The sequence below is a fragment of the Lactobacillus kalixensis DSM 16043 genome, assembly GCF_001434335.1.
In the GTDB taxonomy this organism is placed as follows: domain Bacteria; phylum Bacillota; class Bacilli; order Lactobacillales; family Lactobacillaceae; genus Lactobacillus; species Lactobacillus kalixensis.
Genome location: NZ_AZFM01000005.1, coordinates 18,242 through 39,760 on the forward strand (window position 1 = coordinate 18,242; position 21,519 = coordinate 39,760).

The 21,519-nt window shown below is 37.1% G+C and carries 22 protein-coding genes; 6 read left to right on the forward strand and 16 right to left on the reverse strand.

Annotation, left to right across the window (positions count from 1 at the left end; translation table 11 throughout):
- Positions 1-94 precede the first annotated feature (94 nt).
- Together FC46_RS02625 and FC46_RS02630 are read right to left on the reverse strand one after the other, a co-directional pair.
- On the reverse strand, positions 95-580 hold the full coding sequence (locus FC46_RS02625; protein WP_057797556.1) for a C40 family peptidase: 486 nt from the start codon (positions 578-580) through the stop codon (positions 95-97).
- Between the two features lie 151 nt (positions 581-731).
- On the reverse strand, positions 732-1,283 hold the full coding sequence (locus FC46_RS02630; protein ID WP_057797558.1) for a guanylate kinase: 552 nt from the start codon (positions 1,281-1,283) through the stop codon (positions 732-734).
- A gap of 105 nt (positions 1,284-1,388) precedes the next feature.
- On the opposite strand from FC46_RS02630, the gene FC46_RS02635 reads away from it, so the two are divergent.
- Positions 1,389-1,691, forward strand: a complete 303-nt coding sequence (locus FC46_RS02635; protein ID WP_057797561.1) for a DUF2187 family protein — start codon at positions 1,389-1,391, stop codon at positions 1,689-1,691.
- A gap of 86 nt (positions 1,692-1,777) precedes the next feature.
- Positions 1,778-3,283 (forward strand): O-antigen ligase family protein, encoded by a 1,506-nt coding sequence (locus FC46_RS02640; RefSeq protein ID WP_057797563.1) that lies wholly within the window; start codon positions 1,778-1,780, stop codon positions 3,281-3,283.
- Between the two features lie 15 nt (positions 3,284-3,298).
- On the opposite strand, the gene FC46_RS02645 is transcribed toward FC46_RS02640, so the two are convergent.
- Complete coding sequence (locus FC46_RS02645; RefSeq protein WP_057797564.1) at positions 3,299-3,925, reverse strand: LVIS_2131 family protein; 627 nt, start codon at positions 3,923-3,925, stop codon at positions 3,299-3,301.
- A 199-nt stretch (positions 3,926-4,124) separates the two neighbouring features.
- Between FC46_RS02645 and nrdI the strand changes: the two genes are divergently transcribed.
- Both nrdI and FC46_RS02655 read left to right on the forward strand, forming a co-directional pair.
- Positions 4,125-4,571 (forward strand): class Ib ribonucleoside-diphosphate reductase assembly flavoprotein NrdI, encoded by a 447-nt coding sequence (gene nrdI / locus FC46_RS02650; protein WP_057797567.1) that lies wholly within the window; start codon positions 4,125-4,127, stop codon positions 4,569-4,571.
- A gap of 3 nt (positions 4,572-4,574) precedes the next feature.
- Positions 4,575-5,507: a ribonucleotide-diphosphate reductase subunit beta gene (locus tag FC46_RS02655; RefSeq protein WP_057797569.1), complete on the forward strand. Its 933-nt coding sequence runs from the start codon at positions 4,575-4,577 to the stop codon at positions 5,505-5,507.
- Positions 5,508-5,554: 47 nt separating this feature from the next.
- Here FC46_RS02655 and FC46_RS02660 read toward each other — a convergent pair whose 3' ends face one another.
- Together FC46_RS02660 and FC46_RS02665 are read right to left on the reverse strand one after the other, a co-directional pair.
- Complete coding sequence (locus tag FC46_RS02660; protein WP_057797571.1) at positions 5,555-6,406, reverse strand: Rpn family recombination-promoting nuclease/putative transposase; 852 nt, start codon at positions 6,404-6,406, stop codon at positions 5,555-5,557.
- A 143-nt stretch (positions 6,407-6,549) separates the two neighbouring features.
- Entirely contained in the window at positions 6,550-7,092 is a 543-nt protein-coding gene (locus tag FC46_RS02665) for a hypothetical protein (protein ID WP_057797572.1), read from the reverse strand.
- Positions 7,093-7,221: 129 nt separating this feature from the next.
- On the opposite strand from FC46_RS02665, the gene FC46_RS02670 reads away from it, so the two are divergent.
- Positions 7,222-7,935, forward strand: a complete 714-nt coding sequence (locus FC46_RS02670; protein WP_057797574.1) for a C39 family peptidase — start codon at positions 7,222-7,224, stop codon at positions 7,933-7,935.
- Positions 7,936-8,115: 180 nt separating this feature from the next.
- On the opposite strand, the gene FC46_RS02675 is transcribed toward FC46_RS02670, so the two are convergent.
- From FC46_RS02675 to FC46_RS02700, 6 genes are all read right to left on the reverse strand, one after another.
- Positions 8,116-8,586, reverse strand: coding sequence for a threonine/serine exporter family protein (locus FC46_RS02675; protein WP_057797577.1), 471 nt, complete (start codon positions 8,584-8,586; stop codon positions 8,116-8,118).
- Between the two features lie 2 nt (positions 8,587-8,588).
- Complete coding sequence (locus FC46_RS02680; protein ID WP_057797578.1) at positions 8,589-9,362, reverse strand: threonine/serine exporter family protein; 774 nt, start codon at positions 9,360-9,362, stop codon at positions 8,589-8,591.
- A 17-nt stretch (positions 9,363-9,379) separates the two neighbouring features.
- Entirely contained in the window at positions 9,380-10,921 is a 1,542-nt protein-coding gene (locus FC46_RS02685; protein WP_057797580.1) for an ABC-F family ATP-binding cassette domain-containing protein, read from the reverse strand.
- Between the two features lie 15 nt (positions 10,922-10,936).
- Complete coding sequence (locus tag FC46_RS02690) at positions 10,937-11,296, reverse strand: hypothetical protein (RefSeq protein ID WP_057797582.1); 360 nt, start codon at positions 11,294-11,296, stop codon at positions 10,937-10,939.
- Between the two features lie 118 nt (positions 11,297-11,414).
- Positions 11,415-12,638 (reverse strand): NAD(P)/FAD-dependent oxidoreductase, encoded by a 1,224-nt coding sequence (locus tag FC46_RS02695; RefSeq protein ID WP_057797585.1) that lies wholly within the window; start codon positions 12,636-12,638, stop codon positions 11,415-11,417.
- An 18-nt stretch (positions 12,639-12,656) separates the two neighbouring features.
- Positions 12,657-13,559: a prenyltransferase gene (locus FC46_RS02700; RefSeq protein ID WP_057797587.1), complete on the reverse strand. Its 903-nt coding sequence runs from the start codon at positions 13,557-13,559 to the stop codon at positions 12,657-12,659.
- A gap of 127 nt (positions 13,560-13,686) precedes the next feature.
- Here FC46_RS02700 and FC46_RS02705 point away from each other — a divergent pair, with 127 nt between their 5' ends.
- Positions 13,687-14,667 (forward strand): polyprenyl synthetase family protein, encoded by a 981-nt coding sequence (locus tag FC46_RS02705; RefSeq protein WP_057797589.1) that lies wholly within the window; start codon positions 13,687-13,689, stop codon positions 14,665-14,667.
- A gap of 1 nt (position 14,668) precedes the next feature.
- Here FC46_RS02705 and ubiE read toward each other — a convergent pair whose 3' ends face one another.
- Genes ubiE through FC46_RS02730 form a run of 5 tightly spaced genes read right to left on the reverse strand, consistent with a single transcriptional unit; the run spans position 14,669 to position 21,272 of the window.
- On the reverse strand, positions 14,669-15,373 hold the full coding sequence (gene ubiE, locus FC46_RS02710) for a bifunctional demethylmenaquinone methyltransferase/2-methoxy-6-polyprenyl-1,4-benzoquinol methylase UbiE (protein WP_057797702.1): 705 nt from the start codon (positions 15,371-15,373) through the stop codon (positions 14,669-14,671).
- Positions 15,374-15,379: 6 nt separating this feature from the next.
- A complete protein-coding gene (gene cydC, locus FC46_RS02715) occupies positions 15,380-17,128 on the reverse strand; it encodes a thiol reductant ABC exporter subunit CydC (protein ID WP_057797591.1) in 1,749 nt (582 codons plus the stop codon).
- Complete coding sequence (gene cydD, locus FC46_RS02720) at positions 17,121-18,836, reverse strand: thiol reductant ABC exporter subunit CydD (protein WP_057797593.1); 1,716 nt, start codon at positions 18,834-18,836, stop codon at positions 17,121-17,123. The genes cydC and cydD overlap by 8 nt, the downstream gene beginning before the upstream one ends.
- Positions 18,836-19,852 carry a cytochrome d ubiquinol oxidase subunit II gene (gene cydB / locus FC46_RS02725; protein ID WP_057797595.1) on the reverse strand — a complete coding sequence of 339 codons (1,017 nt, stop codon included), beginning with the start codon at positions 19,850-19,852 and terminating at the stop codon, positions 18,836-18,838. Before cydB ends, cydD begins: the two co-directional genes overlap by 1 nt.
- Before the next feature lies 1 nt (position 19,853).
- Positions 19,854-21,272 (reverse strand): cytochrome ubiquinol oxidase subunit I, encoded by a 1,419-nt coding sequence (locus tag FC46_RS02730; RefSeq protein ID WP_057797598.1) that lies wholly within the window; start codon positions 21,270-21,272, stop codon positions 19,854-19,856.
- Positions 21,273-21,519 lie beyond the last annotated feature (247 nt).

The window sequence follows — 21,519 nt, forward strand, 5'->3', positions numbered from 1 at the left end:
GTTACAAAATAAATACTTGTACGTAAAAAGCTCTTAAGGATGATTTCCTAAAGAGCCTTTTTTATATTCAGATGGGAATTAATTTTTTTAAAAACTAGTCAAGCACACGCTTAGCTGCTGATGGGTAGAAGTATGAGCTTAAAGCTTGCTTACGAACACCTTGACTTGGAGTTGCTGCGTGAACGTATTGACCGTTACCTACATAAATACCTACGTGGTATGGAGCTGATGCTGAACCCCAGAATAACAAGTCACCCTTCTTAAGGTTACTCATTGATACTGACTTACCTTCCTTAACTTGAGTGTAAGTAGTACGAGTCAAGTTAACACCAGCTGCGTTTCTATAAACGTATTGTACTAAACCTGAGCAGTCAAATGCTGAAGGACCAGCTGAACCACTAACGTAAGCTTTACCAACTTGCTTCTTAGCAAGACTTACGATTGCCTTACGCTTGTCTGATACAGTTGCGGCTTGAACTTCTTGTCCGTTATTTGCAACTGGAACATTTACTACTGAAATACCAGTAAAGAAAATAGATAAAACTGCTGCTAACTTAACTAAATCACGTTTAAATTTCAAAATTAATTCTCTCCTTAACGTTTCTTCATTTGTTGACGTTTTATATAATACCTGCTTAATGTTACAAGCATGTATCAAAAGAGCTACTAACTCGTTAAGAAGGGTTGCAAACACGTTAAAGAAGAGTAATTTTATGTTACAAACGCGCCTTTTATTCACCGCGAAGGCTTGCTACAAGGGCATTTAGCTTCTCGGCAGTCTCATGCCAGGTGTCATTAAGTAAGATATGAGCGTAAGGTTTTAAATCTTCTGGCAGACGGTTTAATTCATCTCCGCTAAGGCGCTCTTTGACTGTTTCAAGCGAGTCGCCGCGCTTAATCAAGCGCTCTTTCAACTCATCCATTGTCGAAGTTGTTACATATAAGAAATAAAATTCTGACGGATTCAATTGTTTTACGTAACTTTCAATTCCTTTAATATCTACTATTAAAGAAACGATGTCGCTCTTTTGCCAAGCTGCGTTTAATGCCTCCCTACTTGAACCATATTGATAATTTCCGTATCTAATATGTTCGAAGAAGTGCAACTTATTGAAAGTTTCGTCAATTTCAAAATAATAATCTTTCCCATCAGCTTCGCCTTCGCGCATTGGACGCGTTGTGTGTGTTAAGACGCGCGGAACTTTAAATTCTTGATGAAGATAATTGGAAATGGTAGTTTTTCCGGCCCCACTTGGCCCTGCAATTAAAATTATTTTTTTCATTATGATGCTTTCCCTTGTAAACTTGGTCTATTTATAATAACATTCTACTATTGTAAAAGAAGATAATTTTTTCGAATAGAGATAAAAATTGATAGGAGGATTTTTATGAAGAAAGCAGACGTTAAAGTTGGTGCCATTCTTAATGGTAAATCTGAAGAAGAATTGAAGAAGCCATTCCAAGGCAAAGTTGAAAAGATCTACGAAAACTCAGCTCTCTTGGCAATCACTTCATATGATCCAGTTGATGAAACTGCAATCAGCGACTTAAACAACAAGATTGTCGTTAACTTCAAGAACTTGAAAGTTGCTCGCAGTGCTAATAAAAATAGTAAAACTGCTTCAACTAATGAAGTTAAGATTGAAAAGGTTAACGACGCTGTTAAAAAAGACGCTGACGATCAAAAATAAAGAATATTTTCTGAGCAGGGACTTGATTCCCTGCTCTTTTTTTGCCTAAAATTGGCATGTAACTTTTTTACGAGGAATATTTATCAATGAAAGAAAAAACTAAACAAGTTCTCTACTATTTTATTCTGCTCCAGCCTTTTTTGGATCTTTATTGGTTCTACAATGGCAAGTTAGCAGAAGTTTTACCTTTTACATTGCCGACGATTATCAGAATTTTGGCAGTTTTTGCTATTTTCTGCATGTTCTTCAGTCAGAAGCAAAATTGGCAAAAGTTGGGCCGCGATAAGTGGTTAATCGCTTATTTGGTCTTACTAGTCATCTACAGTATTTTACATTTGTGGCACGTGCGCAATTTTACCAGCGTTAATCCAAGTAATTATGGTTATTCTGCTGGTAGCGAGATTTTCTACTTAATTAGAATGGCACTACCTTTAGCAACAATGTATTTTACTAAGGAAAGTGACTTTTCAGCTCAAGATTTAGCTAATGTAATCAAGTGGATCTCAGGTTTGTTCTCAGGCACCATTGTTATTAGTAATTTATTCGTTATTTCGCTGCGTTCATACGGCGAGGGCCGCATTTCTGCTAATATTTTTCAATGGTTCGTAAATAGTCAGATTGGCTACTCCCACATGGCCTCTAAGGGTTTCTTCAACTTCTCCAACATGGTATCCGCTGTTTTATTTATGTTAGTACCATTTATGGTCTACTATCTTTTCAGTGAATTCAATTGGAAAAATACTGTTTTGCTCATTATGCAAGCTTTAGCCATGATCGAGCTTGGTACTAAGGTCGCAGCTTTTGGCCTAATTGGTGGAATCGTGATTGCTATTTTAATCCACGCTGCCCACGCCTTTTTGTTCAAAAATGCTAAAAAAAATTCCAAGGCGCTCATTACTGCACTTGTAATTGCTATGGCAGCTGTTGGTATTCTACCATTTAGTCCAACCATTCAACGCTACAATTATGAAAAGCAATTGGCACTTCAGTCTGACCATGATTTAAGTAAAGAAAAGCAGGAACTTGCTGCCGGTTTAAAGAAGTATCCAAAAGGTGAAAAGCGCGAGGAATTCTTACGAGACTTTATTGAAAAGAATTATGAAGCTTATGCTTTAAACAAGCGCTTCGTCTTCAAGAGCTATCCTTACAAATATGATCCGGAATTTTGGCTCAGAATTATGCGTGAGCCTGGCGATTTACGGATGCAGAACCGGCATTTGGAACTTGCGATGCTTAACCAGGTTGTCAAGACTAACAACAATAAGCTCGATAAAGTTTTCGGGATATCTTACACTAGAGAGAGCAATATTTTCAACTTAGAGCGCGACTTTATGTCACAAGTTTATTCTTTAGGTTGGATCGGCATGATTCTCTTCATTGGGCCATACGTTGGAATTTTGCTATATGGAGTATTTAAGTGGCTAACTAATAAGCGAGTTAGAACCTACTTGATTTCAACGTTTTTAGCAGCAACAGTCTTTATGCTGGCTGCGGCATATTCATCTGGTAATGTGATGGACTTTTTGACCGCCAGCTTGATTCTTGCCTTTACTGAAGGTAATTTATTAATCCAAATTAAAAAGCAGCTTTAAGCTGCTTTTTTTATTCTAATTTTTACTTTGCTTAATAAAACTTGCATCAGGAATTCTAATCAAATAGTAAACTGTCGCAATTCTTCCTGCATGTAAGCCAATTCCGTTACGCCAATTTTGCTTATATTTAGCAGTGTAAATCGCAACATAAGCACGCTGATATTTTTTATCCATCTTAGTCAATTCTTTCTTGATATATGGGATTTTTTCAGCATTAACGTCCGTTGCAGTATTACCGTAAGCAACAGAAGCATAATCACTTGAAACGGTCATTTTACTACCAGCGCGATAAAAAGTATAAGTTTGTGAACCTTCTTTTTTCTTAGAAGAATTAATTGTCACATAGCTAGAATTGCCAGTACCTGTGCTCATAATAAGTGGCTCATACTTGATTGTTGAACTAATGCGGCTAGCATCTTCCAGATCAGGATTATCTAAAATTCCTTGATTAATCATCCATCCTGCTGCTACAAATAACACCACAATTTCTAGAACATCGAGCATGACATTACGCGGACTAAAGCGCCGATGCTCCTTAATAATCATCTTAATGCGGCGTCTGCGAATATTTTGAATTATAAAGACTAAATAAAGAATGATGGCAACCCAAATTAGGATGCCCAACAGATTCCAGCTTATCATACGGCAAGTTCCTCCATAGCCTTTATTATAAGTTATCAAATTAATTTTGAATAGGGTGCCGAGTGATCAATATTTCAACTTAAATGGCAAGTGCGATCTATTTTACCTTATAGTCTCATAATCTTACTATTAATTGAATATTGAGCTAATTTATGTCAAAATGTAAGTGTTAACATAATAGATTTAGTTAGGGAAAATCATGGTAGCTGTAGCATTTTATTCAATAACTGGTCAAACCAAAAAATTTGTTATAAAAACTGGCTTAGAAGCTCATGAAATCACCGACGAATTGCCACAGTATGAAATGAAAGAGGACTATGTGTTAATTACACCTTCTTATCAAGATTTTATGATGGATTCAATCGTTGATTTTTTGAATTTCAAAGATAATAAAAAGAAACTCGTCGGTATCATTGGCTGCGGCAACCGAAACTTCAGCGACTTGTTTGCACAAACAGCCAAGAAGCTTTCAGTTACTTTAAAAGTGCCAATTCTATACCTCCTCGAATTTAGCGGTTCGACTGAAGATGTCCAAAACGTTCGTAATATTATTAAGAAGCTCAATAATGGTGAAACTACAACCCAAAAGGTTGAAAAGCCTAAAGAGTTACGAAATAAGATTAGCTTCTTAAGCGATTATAGGTAAACAATGACTGAGAAATATAAAGCAATAAACTGGAACAAGATTGAAAATCGCCTTGATTACTCAGCATGGTCACGTTTAAATGACTTTATTTGGGAACCAGAGCGTGTTCCAGTATCAAACGACAAACAAGAATTTGATAAATTAGATGCGTCAGTTAAAGAAACCTTCTTGAAGGCTTTTGCTGCACTGACACTCTTATCAACTGTTCAAGTAAAAACTGGTAATGAAGCAGTAAAAAAAGACGCTGCTACTCCTCAAGAATACAGTGTCTTTACTGCGTTGACATATCTAGAAGCAATTGCTAACAAAGGGTACGGTTATGTTGTCGGCACCTTGGCAAGTCCACTTCACGTTAATGATTACTTTGACTGGGCTGAAAACAATTCAGCTTTACAAGCAATTATTCAGAAGTATCTTGATATTTATGAGAATGGTACTCGCTGGCAGAAGAAGATTGCTTTATCCTTTATGGAAATGTCAATCTATCATACCGGTTTTTATGCACCATTATTCATCTTTGGTAATGGCGAATTATCAAGAAGTACTGAAATTGTTAAATTAGCAATTAGAACAACTTCATTTAATGCTATGTATCCGGGAGTTAAATTCCGTTTAGAAAAAGACAACTTGCCTGAAGATGAACAAAAGAAGATTGAGCCATGGCTTAACAATTTTGTTAAGGAAATGACTGATATAATGGATGCCTTCATTAAGGACTTCTACAAAGAAGTTGGTTGGTCAGAGGATGCACTAAACTACTTCCACTACACCATCAGCAAGAACTTCATGAATCTGGGTTATCCTACTCCGTATCCAGATGATATTATGCACAGTCTAAGTGATGTTATCCAAGATGGCGTAATTAAGAGCGCTAACTTTGAAGATTTCTTCTACTACTCTAATCGCAACGCATTAACTAGATTAGACAATGAATGAAAATAAAAAGCGAGAAAGGTTTATGATCCTTCCTCGCTTTTTTGACTCTAATTTTCTTTCATGAATTGTTTTAATTCATCACTAGAGTAATCAGAACCATAGATTTTTTTCAAGAGATTAAGAATATCGGCATCTGCGGTTCTCTCGCCTCTCATTGCCTTAATGGTGTTTATAATGCTTTCACGCTTTCCTTCTTGTTTACCTTTTTTAATCCCTTCTTGAATTCCTTCTTGTTTACCTGCTTTTTTACCTTCATTAACTAAAGTGTCAATATACATCCTATGGTCCCTCCATTCTGGTGTCCTTGAGTATGCATCCATACGAAATTGAATCTTATTAGTAAATTTTGTCCTAGGTGCAGTTTCACCATTCATCAGCTTAAAGAAATTCTGTAAGTCTGTTGAAACTTCACCTTTGTCACCAACTGAGTTTAAATATATTATCTCAGTTCTGGTGTCTAAGGCAAGCGCAAAGTCTTGATTGCAGCGATAGACAAAATCATATTCTCTCAATCCTGTGCCCATCGGATCAAATGGACACAGGAAAATCACATATGACGGCGGTAATTCACTATAGTTCTTACCTGCACGCAAAGATTCTGTATCTAAACGTGACATGTAGTACCGCGCCCTCAAATCCATATGATGTTGATCTGCCACCTGCATTTCAACGTCATACTGTCTAGCTGGACCATCTTTTCCCATTTCCTTAGCCCAAATATCCATAATCACTGACTTATGCTTGCGATCATCGACCACTCTTTCTTGAGTATGAACTTCCAGCCTCTCAATCTTTAGTTTGGGTAAAATGCTTTGGATCAGCATCTGACAAGTTACTGGATCTTTCATTACGTTTTGAAACATCACATCATCAGTAATTGCCGTTGATTCAATTGCCATCTTCTTCCTCCATATTTAATTTTTGAGGTTTTACCCTCTATAATTAAATACGCAAAAAAAGGTGGAATTTTTCCTAAAAAATTCAAGAAGGTAAAAAAATACGTCACTCTGTTTTACAAAGGGGCGTATTTTTCGAATTTACTTTATTTTTTAGCCTTAGTTGTAGACTTTTTAGTAGTTTTACTTATCTTTGTTTCTGCCTTCTCAGCAGTCTTAGCTTCTGGCTTTTCATATTCGCGAATCACTTGCAATTTTTCGACCATAGCATCGACTAACTTAGCTGCAACTGCATCTGGATCCTCTTCGATTTCTTCTTCAGTAGCAAGCTGATCAATACGGAACTTTGAAACATTCACATAGTCTGAGATGGTTTCAAAATAAACGTAAAGTGGATTTTCGCCTTCTTCATCAAAGAAATTGGAAACCTTCTTATAATTATTATAAGGCAAGTTGATAATATTAGTTTCCAAGGCAAAAGTAACAGGGCGTTGACCATCAATTGCTAGTTGAGTTTGTACTAATGAATCGTGCTTAAATGCAGCTACGACTTCCTTAACCATCTTGTCAGCAATCTTCTTAAGTTTAGCCTTAGATCTACTTACTTCCGCATATTTGACTGTTTCTAAGTCTTGAATGTAATCTTGATTTTCAATTTTTTCTGTTAAATCTTTTAGTGTAATTTTCAAAACAAATTTTCCTTCGCTTTAAAATTCTTTATCTGTTATTACTACAATAACCAAAAAATTCATTAATTACAATTATTAATGGAGGAGTTTTTCTGGTTTATTTGGGGCAAGCATGTTTTAATACTGTATATGAACACTGAATCAAGAATGCAATTAAGAAAAAATAAAAGATCAATGCGCTGGCGACTTATTGGGATTGCAGCATTAGCTCTTGTCCTATTAGCTGTCGTATTTTGGCGCTTTTTCCCAAAGCCAATTAAAGAAGAACAACAACTTAACGTCCCAATCATGAACCAAATGCCGGATTTACCAAACGGATGCGAGGTAACGTCTCTAGCCATGCTTTTAAATTATTACGGCATAAAAGTAACTAAAGATGAACTAGCAAGCAATATTGCCCACGTGTCTTCTTACAGTGAAGATGGTCAATACCGCGGCAATCCTCACCAAGGTTTTGTTGGGTATATGGGACAAGCTAATGCGGGCTGGTGCGTTTATAACGAGCCGCTCTACAATGTTGCAAGGAAATATACTAACCGCATCCAAAATGCGACAGGCGATGATTTTGACCAGATTATCAATCTGGTCTCTGATGGGCATCCCGTCATGATTATTACAACGTTGAAGTTCAACCGCGTAAACGACATGCAGACGTGGAATACTAAGCAAGGTAAAGTTAACGTGACCCCATCGTCGCATGCTTGTGTGATTACGGGCTATAATGAAAAAAAGAAGATTGTCTATGTGAACGACTCATATGGTTATAAGAATCGCGCTGTTTCGTGGAGTGGAATTGAAGCAAGTTATAACCAACAAGGTAAGCAGGCGTTATATGTGGAGTAAGTAAAAAGCGAATCCTTTCGGATTCGCTTTTATTATTCAAGGCACGCCTAAACGTGAGGACACTTCCTGTTCACATCAGGGTTATCCAGCATCGGCACTTCCCGTGCTTGCTATTAAAAGCAGATGCCCTCTATCTCAAAATATACGCATCTCGCGCTCTTTCTCGACTCGTCAGCCCTATTATACTCTTTTTTGTTTTTGTCTGTAAAACTTTTTAATCCGGTAGAACATTTCCACAAACATTGTCGAAAGTAATATCCCCAATGCAATTGAACATGTTACAATTGCCACTCTTAAAAAGGCAGTTTCCGCATCAAAAGTATTCCCATTAACTAATGCCCGGACAGCTTGATAAGCTGGCACACCTGGGACAAGCGGCACTAAAGCAGGAATATTAAAAACAGTAACCGGACACTTTTTTCTTCTAGAAAAAACCAAGCTCAAGATCCCAATCACAAAGGCACCCATCAAATTTGACAGCATCCGTCCCATTCCAGCTCTTGCCGCAAACCAGTACACCATCCAACCAATTACGCCGTTAATTCCAGCTAAGTTCAAAGCACGGTGTGGTACGTTAATGGTCAAAGCAAAACCAATCGAGGCAATATATGAGAAGACAATATTAATAATTATTTCTAACCAAAAAGGCATCGCTATGCTCCTAAAAACTTGATAATAATTGCAACCCCGCCGCCTAAGGCTAAAGCAGTTAAAGCAGCTTCACAAAAACGAACCACTCCTGACAATAAATCGCCCATGAACAAGTCACGCAAGGCGTTGGTCAAAGCTAACCCGGGCACCAAAGTCATCAAGGCTCCAATTAAGATATTATCAACAATCATATTTGGAAAAATCATGGTAATTCCGACTGCAACTAATCCCATCACCATTGCTGCCACTAATTCAGACAAGAATCTAACTTTAGTGGAACGCTTGAAATAAACATAGGCTAAATAGCCAATTGCCCCAACAAATGCAGCAGCCGGAAAGTCAACCCAATCATAGTCATCCATAAACAAAACCATCAAAGTTGCACTCAAAGCCGCAGCTCCTATAACTTGCATCCAAAGTGGAAAAGATGGTGTATCTGTAGCTACATCAATGATCTTTTTTCTAAGTTGATTTAATGTGATTTTTTTAACCGCAAACTGTCGTGACAAATCATTAACACGGTCAACCAGTTCCAAGTTAATGTTGCGATCACGGATCTGCTTCATCTGAGAAAGATCGCCGCCATCTAAGCTCATAAATACACAAGTAGGTGTAGCAAAGACGCGTGGATCCTTTATTCCAGCATTCTGAGCAATTCGCATCATCGTATCTTCAACTCGATACATTTCGCTACCGCCCTCAATCATTAGGCGTCCTGCTGTTAGACAAATATCCAATACCTCTTGGTAAAAAGCAGTATCTTTCTTTTCAACCATTATTTTTTCTCCAAGAATTAATTTAATTTTTCCAAATCAATGGTCTTATCAACCCAATCCCCGCGGAAGAAGTCGCGCTCGTGGGAAACAATAATTACTCCACCTGGGAAATTAATAATTGCCTTCTTCAAAGCATCCTTAGTGTCGTTGTCCAAGTGGTTAGTTGGTTCATCTAAAAATAGTAAATTAGCCGGTTCAAATTGCATCTTAGCAAGCTTAACCTTTTCTTGTTCACCACCAGAAAGTTCTTTTAACGGACTCATTGCTTGCTGTGCAGTTAAACCCATTTTAGCCAATGCTTGACGAAGTTCTTTTTGCTTCTTGCGTTCAAACTCTTCTTGCAAGTACTGAAGCGGCGTCATATTACCGTTAGGCCAAGTTAAATCTTGTTTGAAGTAAGCTAATTTAGCTGTAACAGACAATTCAAAAGAGCCATAAATCGGATCGAGCTTGCCAAGTAAGGTTTTAAGCAAGGTCGTCTTACCAATTCCGTTAAAACCGGTAATCGCCACCTTTTCATCAGCACCAACAGAGAAGTTGAAAGCTGACTTTACCAAAGCTTGATCGTAACCAATCACCAAGTCTTGCGTTTGTAAAAGTAAGTTAGAAGCAGTTGCCACATATGGGAAGTCGAATCTTGCCTTACGGTTATTCTTAGGCGGATTCAAGACGTCCATTCTTGCCAGTTGCTTTTCACGAGATTTAGCACTTTTAGCACGCGTACCTGCCTTATTCTTCCGGATATATGCCTCGGTCTTGGCAATCTTACGTTGTTGGTTAGCATATGCTTTCAAATAAGTTTCGCGGTTAGCTTCTTTCTGACGGATAGCTTGCTTCAAAGTACCAGTGTAGCGAGTAATTGTACCGAAGTCGATATCAATAATGCAATTAGTAATTCGACCCAAAAAGTCGTAGTCGTGACTAACAACAATAAAGGCACCTTCGAAATCATTCAAATAATCAACTAACCAATCAATATGAGACACATCAAGGTAGTTGGTAGGTTCGTCAAGCACCAAGACATCAGGATCTTGCAATAGTAGCTTGGCCAAAATAATCTTAGAACGCTGACCACCAGATAATTTTGAAACATCGTGGTCGTAACCTAGTTCCGCTAATCCCAAGCCAGAAGCAACTCGCTCAATTTCAGTATCAATGTCATAGAAATTGTTCTCTTCCAAAAAAGTTTGAATCTTCCCCGCTTTTTCCAGCAGTGCATCATCGCTATTTTCAGCGTACTCAGTATACAAGTCATTCAGCTGCTTTTCTTTAGCAAATAACTCATCAAACGCCGTCTTCAAAAAGCCTTTGATTGTGACCCCAGGAGTTAATTTCGCATACTGGTCCAAGTAGCCGACATCAATTTTGTTTTGCCATTTAACGGACCCATTATCCGGTATAATTTCACCAGTCAAAATCTTGATTAAAGTGGATTTTCCCACCCCATTTTGTCCAGTTACCCCCATGTGGTCTTCTTTATTTAAAACAAAATTACCATCTCCATATAATGTCTTATCAATAAAACTTTGACTTAAGTCTTTTACTTCAAGTAGACTCAATATTTCTCACATCCCTTAACTATGTTCTTTTTCATATTCTTGTAGTGCGTTCAAAATTTTAGGCCAATATCTTTTCGGCAAAATCAATTGCAACTTATTATTATAAATCGGAAAATCGCTGGCCTTCATCCCTGTGATCTCAGCTAGATCTTGATCACTTAACTGATATTTAGCAACGATTCGTTTAATTTCAACACTGGCATGACCTCTAAAATAAGAGAGGATAAAAAATAAAATTGCTAAAATACCAGCGATTAAAACTGAAACAGGTAAACTAAGATGAAAATTTCCGTGACAAATGAATAAGACTGCAATAAAAGCGATTAGAGCTGAAATTGCCCCATAGATAACCGGAAAAAGACTAGATTTTTTCATTTTCTTCCCTCATAAAAATTCCAATACTATTAGAATACTAGCATGTTGAAAAAATTAAAACAAAAAGTAGTGAATCTGATATAATCCACTACTTTTTCATCATTTATCGTCATTAATATTAGTGCCAGAAGTCAAATTCACCTTGGGCAATAACTTCTTTAATACCGCCAGTTTCCATTAATGATCTATCGGCAATAAGTTTCTTAAGTACACTTGCCATGTAACCCTTATAACCGTGTCCCAATGCAACTGCGGCAGCTTTACTATGTTCAGAAATTTTTACACAAACTCCTAAATCATGGTAAGCGTATTTGTTTGGACGTGTCTGACCGTTAATTCTTGCCTTAATATCATCAGCAGCGTAATTAGCCATTGAAAGAGCAAGTTGGGCAGTGTTAGGATATGGCCACTTCTTACCTGGTTGGAGGACGTTTGAAACATCTCCTAATGAATAGACATTTTCAAAACCTGGAACAGTCAAATGATCGTCAACCAAAATTCGGTTTCGACGTTGCTTGAAGCCTGAAGTTTGAATTACTGGACTACCAATAAAGCCCATCATCCATACCATAGTTCCTGCCCTAAGTTCACGTGGCTTTTCATCTTCTGGATCAGATGCCAAATTATATTTAACTCCATCTTCAGTCAATTCTTTAATATAAGATGGATAAATAATATTCAGATCTTGTTTCTTCATTGCATCAATTGCATAATCATAAATTTTTCCATCAAACATTGGAAGCAAACGATGAGAAGCGTCAAAAGAGGTGATTCTAATATCTTCAGGTTGAACGCCAGCAATCTTAGCATATCTAGGAGCAGCATCTCTAAAGGCACCGGCTAATTCACAAGCTTTAAAACCTGCCCCACAGATAACAATTTGAAGGTGCTTTTTATCTTTATCCTTACGATATTCCTTCATCTCATTTAAAACATGGTCACGAATTTCAATGGCAGTCTTTGGATTGTACATTGGCATGCCATATTGTTCAACACCGGGAATCCCCATACTGGTGAAGGTGAATCCTAATCCCAAAACCAAGTAGTCATAATGAAGTTCTGGGTGATTCTTTAATTCAACAGTTTTTTCTTCGGGATTAATCTTAACAACTTCATCTTGAATAAAAGTAGTCATTGATTTCTTAATGACATCATTAATTTCATAAGAAATTTGAGTATAACTATTCTCTCCAGTTGCAACTTCTGGAAGACGGGTTGTTTCGTAGTGATATGAATTGCGATCAACTAAAGTAATTTCTACTTCATTTTTCATCTTCTTTTGTAATTTAACAACAGTTTTAATTCCGGCATAGCCTGCGCCTAGAACAACAATCTTCTTCATAATAGTTTTCCCCTCGTATTATTTTAAAAATAGAATTCCGATAAAATATGCTACTAACTGACTGGCGGAACCAACCAGCAAAGTTTTTACAGCTGTAATAAATGTTTCTGTCTTAACTTGCTTATGAATCAACAGCTTGTTCTGCTTATAAACAAACGGAATTGCTAACAAGCTAAGCCAAATGCCACGGGGAGCAAGTCCCAAAAATGGCAAAAAATAATAATAATAAGCCAGAATGTTTTTAGCAGTAAAAGCGATCAAGCCACCTTTAATACCAATAAAGTGAATAATTGTCTTACGATGATTCGACTCATCTTCTTCAGCATCACATAAATTATTTGCTAGCATCAAGTTAGAAATCCATAACTCATCTGACAGTGCCACTAAGAAAACGCTAAACAAAGTTGGAAAATTCCAAGTGAAGACTTGATAAGTATTGATATAGACACTAATCAGCGTAATCATAAAACCCATGGTGAAGCCTGAAAACAATTCACCTAATGGTAAATTTGAAATTGGGACAGGTCCTGATGAATATAAATATCCAACTGCAAAGCAGAAGATTCCCATCCATAGAACAGCTAGCCCCGCTTTAACAACTAACCAAAGGCCAAGAATAGTAGAAATAACTGTAAAGACAATCATTAAAGTTAAAACTAATTTTGGCGAAATATTCTCTCTACCAATAATATTAGTCTTTTGTTGATACTCTTTATTATCAGCATGATAGTAATCGCTGTAATTATCCAACATATCAACAACCATATTAAATAAAAACATGGCAATAAAAAATACTACTGATAATTGCCAATTTAGCTGATGAAAATAGTAATAGCTAAAACATAACCCTAGCAAAAACGGGATGACACTTGCAGTCTTAGCTTTTATTTCAACAAGCTCTAAAAAAACACTCAAAGACAAAGATGGCCACTCCCTTTCAAAGGAATCAAAACTGAATCTTTTATTATTTATTTTAATATTAGTAAAGGCTAAAATAAATAATAGTGTTAAGATACGTGCATTTGTATAGAACTAGAAAGTATTACTTATGAATAAGAAACAAGCTTGGGAACAATATCCTTTAATCAAGAATGAATTGAAGCAAGTAAATCAATGTATTGAACAAACCATTTCAACACCACATTTGGAGCTGCAAGAAGCACTAAGAGCAATGGCTAATAATGGTGGTAAGTATTTACGACCAAGTTTATTGATTTTAGCTGCTAAAATTGCAGGTCAGATTAATGAACAGGTAATTCATCTTGCCAGCTCAATCGAAATCTTACATATGGCTACTCTTATTCATGATGACATCATTGATGATGCTGATGAACGCCGTGGCAAAGTTTCAATCCAAAGCCGCTTTGGCAAAGATACAGCCGTTTATGCCGGTGATTTATTATTCACTGACTTCTTTGATCTAATGTTAAACACTGACCTTGATCATGAATATATGGTTAAGAATGCACGCACAATGACTAAAATACTAAATGGTGAATTAAATCAAATGGCTGACCGCTTCAACGTAGAGCAAACCTTTGACAACTATTTAGAAAATATTAAAGGTAAAACTGCTGCCTTGTTCAAATTAGCCGCTGAAGAAGGTGCCTATTATGGCGGTGGCAATTCAAAAATGGTTGCTACCTTGGCTGCTTTCGGTGAGAACCTTGGTATTGCCTTCCAAATGATTGACGATATTTTAGATTACACTGGAGCACATACTTTAAACAAACCTGTCCTTGAAGATGTTGCCACTGGTGTTTATTCCTTACCACTACTTCTTGCTCTAAACGTGCCAGATTTGAAGGAAAAACTGACGCCACTCCTTAACAAGAAACTTGAAATGACCAAAGATGATCTTCTTCAGGTTCAAAAAATCATTTTAAATAGTTCTGCAATTAAGCAAAGTCACATAATTGCAAGAAAATATACACAAATGGCAATTGATCAACTTGATCTTCTCCCAAATAGTCCAGCACGTAAGATCCTTAAGCAATTGACTAGCCAATTGCTAGATCGAACCAGATAAATTATTTTTTCTGACCAATATGGATTGCACCAACTCCCCATGTGAGTTTCGTTACTGATACATCCTTAAAACCTTTTTCTTCCATTAGTTCCTTAAGTTGAACTGCAGAGAAAAAGTTTTTTGACGTTTTGGACAAATATCGATAATCTGCAACTTTATTACGAGTTAATTTTGCAAAATAGGGAAAAAGCTTGAAATAAAGGTTCCAGCCCAACTTAATCACTGGATTAGTTGGCTGCGACATTTCCAAAACTGCAAAACATCCTCCCGGCTTTAGAACTCGATAAACTTCACTCGTCACTTGTCTAGCATCTGGAACATTGCGTAATCCAAAACAAATCGTGACTAGATCAAAAGAGTCATCTCTAAAAGGCAAATCCATTGCATTACCTTTCACCCAATCAATTGATTCATCTAGCTTTTTTTCCTTGCTTTTTCGTTTAGCGATCTTAAGCATCGGCTCATTAAAATCAAGTCCGACAACTCGGTCTCCTTTTTTTAATAAATCAATCGTTGAATCACCGGTGCCGCAACATAAATCCAGGAAGTTATTTTGATTCTCTGGATTCAATGTGTCTAAAAAGAGCCGACGCCACTTTTTTTGTATACCCAAACTGATAATGTTATTCATCACATCGTATTTGGGAGCCACTCTACTAAAAATATTATGAACTTCTTCTTCTGAAACTCTGTTAGTTAAACTCATTTTCACCTAAATACCTTGATCTGCGCGCTTTAATTCACGATAGCGTTTTTCATTTTCCCATAATTCTTGCGGCGACCCTTGCATATTAATTCGTCCATTTTCAATGAACACAACCTGATCCATTTGGTCGATTCCTTTCAAGTGGTGAGTAATCCAAATCAATGTCTTAGTTTTTAACTGACTCATAAATGTATCAATCACCGCTTGTTCAGTTACTGGATCGAGTCCCACAGTCGGCTCATCTAACAACACAATTGGCGTATCTTTCAGTAAAATTCGGGCTAACGCCAAACGGTGTCTTTCACCTCCAGAAAACCGCAAACCAGCTTCATCAACTTCGGTATCTAAACCTTTTGGTAAATTTTGCACCATTTCATCAAGACCAACTCGTCTTAACACATCCCATAACTGCTCTTCATTTGCATCTTCATTACCTAATCGTAAGTTGTTAGCAATTGTCGTGTTAAATAAGTACGGTTTTTGGTTAATGACACTAAAATATTTTGCCATTTGGTCACCAAACTGGTCAGTTTCAATTCCATTTAAGGTAACTTGACCACTAGTCGGCGAATAGTCGCCACGAAGTAAAGAGGCTAAGGTACTTTTACCTGCACCTGAGCGACCCAAAATTGCCAGTTTTTCGCCAGGTTTAATATCAAGGCTAATTCCTCTTAAGACTTCTTTTTCAGTCTTAGGATACGTATAACGGACATCTATTAAGGAAATCTCATAAGGCGCGGTTATGTTGATCTCTTTTATTTTTTTATTGTCTGCTTTTGGCAAATTATTTAAGCGATCAAGCGAATCCTTATAGACATTTGTTTCTTGAGCAGCAGCAGGCAATGCTGCAAATGCTTCAACCATTGGAAAAACAGCCAAAACGAAGGCAGCAATCCAATTAGTATAGTCATACGAACGCCCGCCAAACTTGATTGAACCCCAAATGACTAAGCTAACAATAATCAAAAGATATAGCATTTGAACCAAAAAATCACGAAGACGTTCAAACTTTTTCATTGCTCTATTAACAACAAGCAAGTTCTTCTGACTATTAACGTGTAATTTTAAAAATTCATTACTACGACCAGACAAAATCCAATCGGTAACACCCATAACGTTATCAGTTAAATCAATGTAAAGTTCATCTTGAACCTGCTTTTGATAGCTTTGACGTGCACCGTTAACTAGAACTGACCAGATTGGAATAGCAAAAATCATAAGGCCATATACTAAGAGCATCCATAATCCCATTAGAGGTGACAATGCTCCAAGTCCAATTACAATAACTGCGTATAGACCATAGGCAACAAACATTGGGAAGATCGTTCTCAAATAGAGATTTTGGATGTGACTAACATCATCTGAAAGTAGCCCTAACACATCCCCCAATTGGTATTTACTAGTAAAGGTTGTGGCGTCCTTTTCCAGTGAATCATAGAGCTTCTGTCTAAATTTAGAAGTCATCTTTAACACCCAATTGTGACTCACTAATCGTTCGATATACCGCACTGCTGGTCTGGCAATTCCAAAAGCTCTAGTCAATACAATAGGAACATAAATCAATAGAATATTTTCAGGTTTTGTCGCAGCTTTACTAATTAAGTAGCCGGCGCAAAACATTAATCCGCCACCACAAATGAAAGTTAAAATCCCAAGAAATATAGCTAAAATTAGTGTCTTTTTATATTGTTTAATGAACGGGCGAACCCAGCGATCGTTTTTTAATGCTTTTAAAATTGGAATCTTATTAATCATCTCGCTCACCCTTCATTTGCTTAGTTAACTGCTTGAAGTAACCATCACTTTCTTGAAGTTCTTCAAGCGTTCCTTGTTCAACTAATTGACCATGGTTCATCACTAAGATATAATCCATTTCTTTTAGCCAATGCAATCTATGAGTCGCAAACAAGACTAAACGTTGATTCATCAATGGGATCATCCGCTTTTTTAAATCAATCTCAGTTTCAATATCCAAATGCGCTGTCGGTTCATCAAAGATCATTATTTTTCGTTCTTGATCTAAAAGAGCTCGAGCCAATGCAATTCTTTGTGCTTGACCACCAGATAAGACCCGCTTACCTTGTCCAATTACAGTATCAAGACCTTCTGGTAAGTCATTTAATAAATCATCTAGCCCCATTACATGAATAGCTTCTTTAATTTCTTCATCACTCGCATTTGGTGTATAAAAGGCAATATTTTCGCGCAAACTCTTAGTGAAAACATAAGGTTGCTGTGGAATATAGATCATTTGCTTTTGCCAGTCTGGAATGTTCATCGTATTTACGGCGCGGTCTTGAATATTAATCTCTGCATCAATAGGTGTCAAAAAACCGCTAAGTAAGTTGATCAAAGTAGTTTTCCCTGACCCACTCATACCGACAATTCCAATCTTTTGATAGCCTTTAACAGTTAAATTTACTGGACCAATCTCGGCGCCTTCCTTATAGTTAAAGCGCAAGTTAGAAACAATCAATTCATCGCTATCACGCCAATCATGAAGCGAAATTTCTTCACTTGGTTCTTTGGGCAAATTGATCAATTCGTTAATGCGAGCAAAAGCATTCTTTCCATTCAAAGTTGCGTGAAAGTCACCGGCAAAATTACGAATCGGTAAGAAATATTCCGGTGCCAAAATCAAAATTCCTAAAGCTGGGAATAAATTGATCTTGCCATTCATTAGGTCAAAACCAAGGAAAACTGCAATAATTGCAATTGATAAAGTAGTGAAGAAATCAAGTGCAAAAGTTGACAACATCGCTACTTTTAAGACTGACATTGTCCTCTTTCTAAAACCTTCACTGGTCTTAAAAATACTGTTAGAGTACAGCTTACTTAAACCTAAATATTTCAAAGTATCAATTCCGCGCAAGGAATCAATGAAGTTATTGGACAAAACTTGAAAATTACCAAACTGTTTAATTGCCTTATCTTGAGCTGATTTTCCCAAAATAATCATGAATAAAACAATCAATGGATAAGTTGTCAGTAAGATCACTGCTGATTTCCAATCAAGAAAAAGCATCCCAATAAAAAGCAAAACTGGAACAATCATCATTTCTAGAACCTTACTATAGATCAACTTAATGTAATTTCTTACTTCGTCAATTCCATCTAAGGACATGGTAATCAGCGACCCAGTTCCCTGCTTTTGCACTAGCGCCTGTCCTTCATCAAAGACTTTTTCTAGTAATTCAGCTCTCAAATTCTCTGAAACTTCGCTTGAATAATCCGTCAGCCACGAATCACTCACAGCATTTAAGAATTGCCTGCAAGTAAAACATGCAATAAATACTAATAATAAAACTATATCTAGGGACTTTCCTTGCCATAACTTAGTTAAAACAAAGCTAAGCGATAACGCTTGTCCCATTATAAAAAAAGCTTGCAGAACTTCAAGCACTGCAAGTTTTTTTACGATTGAACTAGCGCCAGCAAGTTTAAATAGCTGTCGATCAATCATTACTTAACCTCACCAATCTTTGGCATTGAAATACGCTTGCGGAACATCCAGTAAGCCCAAATCGTGTAAGCCAAAACGCAAGGTACCAAAATAACAGTTGCAATAGTCATGACAATTAAAGTGTAGTTTGAAGATGAAGCACTTTGAATCATTAAATCGTACTTACTGCTAATAGATGAGATCATCACGCGTGGGAACAAGCCACAGAAAATCAAAGCAACAAGTGAAATTAAAGTTAAACCACTGCAAGTTAAGGCAGCTGCTTGTGCATTTCTAAATACTGCAACATGTCCACCAACAGTAAAGCCAACGATTAAGACTAAGCAAAGTAAAGTCAAAATTGGGTGAACTTTAATAAAGTCAGTTTGGAAAAGTAGTAACAACGCAAAGACAACTTCGCCTGCATAAAGGACGTAGTAAAGAGCTTTAGCATAATTTTGAGCTCTCTCAGAAATAACACCCTTAGTCTTGATGGTGATGTAGTTCAACCCATGCATGTAACAAAGCAAGGTCAAAGCAATCCCGCCGACAACTGAGAACCAATTAATGTAATCCCAGAAGCTAGCGCTCATATTACCTTTAGCATCAATTGGCATCCCTTTAATCATTGAAATGAACATTACACCTAAGAAGAAGGTTGCCATCAGACTACCAATTGCCATTGTCTTATCCCAAACTGGCTTGCGATATTCTGGGCTGTGCTTACGGAATTCAAATGAAACCCCGCGAAGAATCAAACCAACCAAAATCAAAAGTAAGATAATGTAGTAACCTGAAAACAAAGTAGCATACCAGTATGGGAATGATGCAAACATGGCACCGCCGGCTGTAATAAGCCAAACTTCGTTACCGTCCCAAACTGGCCCAATGGTACTAATTACTTGAGTTTTTTCGTCTTCTGTATGGGCTAATGTCTCAACTGCCATTCCAACCCCGAAGTCAAAGCCGTCAAGGAAGAAGAAGCCTGAGAACAATACTCCAATTAAGACGAACCATAAAAATTGCAAGATTGACATTTTAGAAGGCCTCCTTTGCAAATGGATCCATTCTCTTAGCGTCTTCTTTAGCAGCATATTCTTCTGGATCGTTATGCAAGAAGCGAACGATCAAACCAATCAAAATGATGGCTAATGTTGTGAACAAGCAGAAGTAAACAATATTTGAGAAGAGCAATTGTCCTGCTGTTACTGAAGGTGAAACGCTTTGAGCAATAGTAAATAAACCGTAAACTGTCCAAGGTGCACGACCAAGTTCAGTAATGAGCCAACCTGCAGTGTTTGCAAGGAATGGTGAGAAGGTCAATAATGCCATAATCCAAAGGAAGAAACGATTGCCCTTCTTACCTTTACGAGTAACAATTAACCCAATTAATGACATTAAGAATAATAGTGCAGCAAATCCACACATAATTCTAAATGACCAGAACAAAGTGTTTACTGGAACATAGTAATCCATCTTATGGTTATCAATTGTAGTTCCATATTTCTTTTGTAGTTCTTTATTTACTTCTTCCATACCTTTTACAGAACCTGTAGTTTTACCGTATGAAAGAATACTTAACATGTCAGGAATATCAATTCCCTTAACTTCATGCGTCTTAGGGTTAGCAATAGCAACTACAGTCCACGGTGCTCTTTCACCAGTTGTCTTATAGACAGCTTCAGTAGCGGCAAACTTCATTGGTTGTTCAGTAATGGTATAGCGCATTTGCACGTCACCTACTGCAATTGAACCTAATGAGAAGATCAACATTAAAACCATACCAATACGCATTGTCTTGTGGTAAATAGCCTTGTTAGCTTCTGACAAGTCATGCTTTTTTAGTAATTGGAAAGCTGCTAATCCAGTAATAATAGTTGCACCTGTAAGTAAAGCGCCAGTGAGTACGTGCCCCAATTCATACATTAATTGTGGGTTAGTCAAAAGTGCACCGAAGTTTGACATTTCAGCACGACCATTTCTTAAAGTAAAGCCTACTGGGTGCTGCATAAATGAATTAGCTGTCAAAATCCAAAGTGCTGAAGTTACTGTACCAAACACGATCATCCAAGCAAAGAATAGGTGTAAGCCCTTCTTAACGCGATCCCAGGTAAACATCCAAAGACCAATAAAAGTTGATTCAATAAAGAATGACAATAGTGCTTCAAAAGCTAGTGGAGCCCCAAAAATGTCACCCATAAATCTTGAATAATCAGACCAGTTCATACCAAACTGGAATTCTTGGATAAGCCCAGTTACAACTCCCACTGCAAAACTCAAAAGGAAAATGTTTCCCCAGAACTTCGTCATTTTTTTGTAACTAGGATTTCCTGTACGCACGTACATCGATTCCATAATGGCAACTACGAATACCGTACCAATTGAAAATGGTACAAAGAAAAAGTGAAAGACAGTTGTCATTGCGAATTGGAAACGTGCCAAACTTAACACATCCATAATTACGCCTCCGTCGAATTTCTAATTCCTCATACAAAATTATCTTCAATTTAAGTTTACACCTCCATTTTTTCCTTGCAAGTCGCACGCTTATGCGCTTTCAGCAATGTTATCTTATTTTAATTATAGATTATTCTTCTTAAGCGGCTCAATCCGACAGCGCGCAGTTATTTAACACGTAAAAAAAGCCCAACAAGCGGGCTTAAAAAAATTACAATGTTATTTTGAACTTTATTATTTTTTTCAT